The 4555-nt window shown below is 37.2% G+C and carries 3 protein-coding genes; all 3 read right to left on the reverse strand.

The features are described from left to right. On the reverse strand, window positions 1–680 hold a 680-nt coding region (locus tag GBI16_RS17685), incomplete at its 3' end, for a hypothetical protein (RefSeq protein ID WP_151707582.1). A gap of 12 nt (window positions 681–692) precedes the next feature. Next, complete coding sequence (locus tag GBI16_RS17690; protein WP_228267866.1) at window positions 693–2753, reverse strand: hypothetical protein; 2061 nt, start codon at window positions 2751–2753, stop codon at window positions 693–695. Further along, window positions 2744–4249 (reverse strand): hypothetical protein, encoded by a 1506-nt coding sequence (locus GBI16_RS17695; protein WP_086208175.1) that lies wholly within the window; start codon window positions 4247–4249, stop codon window positions 2744–2746. Before GBI16_RS17695 ends, GBI16_RS17690 begins: the two co-directional genes overlap by 10 nt. Window positions 4250–4555 lie beyond the last annotated feature (306 nt).

Below are 4555 nucleotides of genomic sequence, written 5' to 3' on the forward strand. Positions count from 1 at the left end.
AGAGTTTTTGGTTTTTCTGACGAACTTGTTGGGACTTTAAATTCGATACCCGCTTTTTTAAACAGTTTCGGGTATTCCACCAAAGCCATAGTTGAATTTTTAGCAATACCTGTGATATCACCAACCATACTTTTAGCATCAACTAAAGACATTCCAGTATTGGTTAGACTGTTTGGATTTGCAATTAAACTAGTGCTCACCTTTTTAGCTCCTACAGCTAATTCGCGAGCAGTTAGGCTTGCAATGGCAAAATTAGTTGCAGAGTTCAATAAATGTTTTTTCTGCTCAGCATTCAGTGCCGAAAGTTTAGCTACAGTTGCTTCCTCATCTTTTTGTGAAGCTTCTAAAACAGTATCTGATAATGCAACAATCTGTTTTTGGATTGCTTCTTTTTCTTTCAAATCAGAAGTTGTTTTCAAACTTTTCTGTTTTGCTTTTAATTCATCTGAATCCTGCTTACTTGCAAGCAATGAAGCTAAAGCCGTACGACTCTGAATAAACATTGCATTTGTTGCTTTAGCCTGCGTGAAAAAACCATTGAGGTCCATATTTGAAGAAGATACGCCAGTTACAGATTCAGATAATGATGACGAAAGATTACTCAACGACCCAAAACCTGCATAGACACCTGATGCACTTATTGAAGCACTTGCTGCTAAAACAATCGCAATTTTTTTCATACCCTGTTACCCCTATTGTGAAGAATCGGCTTTTTGCACGATTTGATTTAAAATTTTTGGTAAAGCCTCAAACATCTGAATGTTATACATTTCATGACGATGCTGATAATCAATACCCTTCAATCCAATTTCTTGTTGCAAACCATAAGCCCCTATTTTCTCAGCCTTTTGGTTAAATCTACGCGCCCCACTAGCCATAACTAATGTGGCATCACAATTACTTTTGTCAGCATTACATCTAATACTGTCTTGTTTCACTTCGAGCTTAAGCACTGGCTGTAAACATTCATCTGTTGGAATATGAAAGTTAACTTTCATATCTTTTTTAAAACCTGCATTTTCAGTCATAGCAATCACTGAGTCTTTTAATAAAGTCTGTCCTTTAAAGCCTGAACCTGTCGCATAGAATGGTCGTTTCGATTGACTAGTAAAAGCGTGATAAATCAATGGACCAAAACCATAAAATGGAATTTCACCAATTTGCTCAGTATGCAGCCCTAAACATAAAACACGAGATTGCTTTGAATCTCCCACTGGGGCAGAACTATCAAGCAAAACAGTGTCTCCAGAACGCACAGGTAAACGATCACTGCTGCTAACTGGAAAATCTAATTGTGCATTAACTTTCGTGCCTTGACGCTCTAAAACGGTCGCTTCCCATGTTGGAATTAAAATATTACGTCCTGCTGCTTTATCTGAATGATAAACATGGACTTTCATTCCTGTACTTAAGCGCTCGCCAGCATCATCAATAACGATGTTCTGACCACTTGATCCAGAGACTTTTAAATCAGAACGAGTAAATTGAATCCCTTTTTGAAATTGTTGGCCTAATTTCAAAAGTGCATTTTTCAATACAACTTCTTTACGAGCCTCGAGAGAAAATCCCATTCCATCTGAAATCACATCTTTGATATCATCGGTCGCATGCGCGGAGTAAATTACCCGGCCAGAACGATCAATCATTTCAGCAAAGACTTCACTATGAAAAACCTGTTGCTGAGTTATTTTTCCAATTTGTTGCTGATAAGCAATTACAGGGATGACATTTATTCGAATGAAAAATTCAGGTAATTCACGTTGGTTAATGTCTTCACTTTGCGCTAATCCAGTTTGCTCACTAATACTTTGTGTCATCGCACTATAACGTCGATTGACTGGTGTTAAAGTAAATGAGGCTTGCTCACCCACTGCATCAGAAAAAATTTGTTCTATTAAGTCTTTCGATTCGCCTTGATAAGTCAGCACATCGACCACTAAAGCTTTGGGCTTATTCATAGCCTGTCGTGTATTGGTTGAAACTTTACTAAAGTGCTTACTACTGTTCTGCATCAAGACTGGTACAGCCACAGCATAATCACTGTCAGCATGCACAACACGAATCAAATCACCATCTGCTGAGCTGAGTTCAGCTTGTGCAGCAATTCCTTGCTTAAAGCCTTTATCTAAAACAAAATAGGATTTCCACTGATCAATCACTTGAGTTCCTGTTTCAGAAACTTTAAGTTTTGATTTTAATTCTTGAGTCACTTGCTGCGTTAGCATCAACAAAGTACTTTGAAATTTCTGCTTAATTGCTGTTTTGGTTACGCTAGAATCAATCTCTGTAGCAAGTACTTGAATTGGTTGTGACAAGGTCTTACTGTCACTATATATAACCTCTCCAGATAACACATTGGTGAGTTTTAGACTTAAGGTCACTGGAAGAAAAATTTCGGCAGTCGAATCCTTCTTCACAATGTATTCACTTGCGCGTAAAACTTCTAGTGATGCAATATAAGTGCGGTTTTTCGTTTTTTGTGAAATAGTATCGACTATCTGTTCATCAAAACCTTCCTTTAAACTTTGTACAAAAAGTTGCTCAACTTGTTTACGAATGCTTTCATTGTCAATCGCTTGACTGAAGTCACATACAATTGAAGACCGATTCGCTTCGTATTTGCTAGGATCATTACGACAAGGTTGCTCTAGCCCAAAAATTCCTTTCGATGGGTAAATTTGAATATTCGCATTTGCCCATGCCGAAACAAGCATCGGCATAGCTAAACATAAAGCTTTTAACTTTATTTGCATTGTGTACCACCAATACAAAGCGTAATCGTATTGCCAGCTTGTAAACGCTCAGCACTTGATAGAGTTGGATTTACTTTACGTAGTGCTTTAGCCAATTCTGCACTAACAGGTTTCTCACTCTTATAAGTCATGGTCATTTCGACCAATTTTCCATCCTGAGTGCGAATATCAATATTTTCTGCACCATCCATTTCATCTAAGGCAATGTATAAATCGTCCCCTAAACGAGAAGAAACATTGCCAGAAACACTTTTCACAAAAATGGTAATTTCTTTACCATACATAGTGCGATTTTTTGCATAACCCAGAATCTGTGGTCCTACTTGGCTAACGGCCAATTCGCCAAGTTTCTTAGCAACATTCGTACGACAAGAATCTGTAGTCGCACCTGTCGAAGATTCTGTACGAGTTTCACCACCCATCAAAGTTGAATCATCGACTGAATAAATTTTGAAGCTAACGGCACCATCACAGACAAATTGCCCAGTAGCACTCGAACGACCACGATCATAAATATAAGAGCTACCCGCCATAAACCAATCTGCTTTTTCTTTTCGTGCAGCGATTACGAGTTTATTCAACTCTGTATCACTCATCAGTTGCTGAATCGACATACTCCGACCATTCAAATACTGACTTCTAAAACGGTCAGAATCGAGCAACCGCAAATCATAACGTGAAGCAGAACTCGCAATTGAATTTAAGGTTTGATTATCACGCTCAGCTTTAGTACTTGGAGTCTGATATTCCACATATTTCACAAAGCTTTGGATATCATTTTGTCGTTCGGATTGACTGTATTTAGCTGATTCACTAGCGTTGTAGCTACTTGAAGAAGCTGATTTACCTGAATTATTATGGCTTGCTGAACGAGCGGAAACACCAACACCCGCCCCATAGTAATTATCATAAGCATAACCAGATGCAGCAGCTGAACGTCCTTTTGAAGAATAAGAATCTGAAGCACTGGCTTTGGCACTTTCGCTAGCTTTGTAACTCGCATCTTCATCATAGCTATAACTACGATCAGAAAAATATGATGTGAACTCTTTAACAGGTTTTGAGTTATCTTTTGGTACCCCAAAATATTCATCCATTACAATCATAATTGGACTCGTTCGGCTACTTTTCTTCGCCAGCCCTAAATCATTGAGAATTGAACGAAATTCTTGATCATCCACTTCTAGACTAACTTGGGTAACTAACTCATTGTTACTATTAGTACTACTCCCTCGATTCAACACATAACTGCTATCAATTTGTTTTACAATATCATCCAAATATTGATTCGCATCGTTCATAGCTTGAGGGCCATTAATACGTTTAATCAAAGTAATCACTGCATCCTTTTTTGCATTATTGAATGCTTGATTACGTGTACTATTTAGGTCTTTTTTAACGATAGGTGCACTACCTTCCCCATTCGCTTTAACGATTTCAGCAGTACTAACTTGAACAATACCCAAGCACAATAGTGTCAATATAGCCTTTTTCATAATTCCCCTCATCGTTAAAGCTTCAAGCTAGAACTATAATTTCTTTATTAGATTTAAAGTGATATTTCACATATACAAAAAACAAACAGATAATAAACAAAAAAGAACCTTAACTCCATTAAAAAATTCGACTTTTTTAATTATTACAAAAAAGCCAACGCATTTTTTTCTGCATCAAAAAACGGTAGGCTATGAGTAAATGACTTTAACTAATCGAAATTAACTTTTGAAAAATTTCAAATAAATTCAACTTTTTTGTGCTGATAGTGCAGGCATTTCTTTGTAAGAAAAAAATTTATCCCAATA

The organism is Acinetobacter sp. TUM15064 (assembly GCF_008980265.1).
Classification (GTDB): Bacteria; Pseudomonadota; Gammaproteobacteria; order Pseudomonadales; family Moraxellaceae; genus Acinetobacter.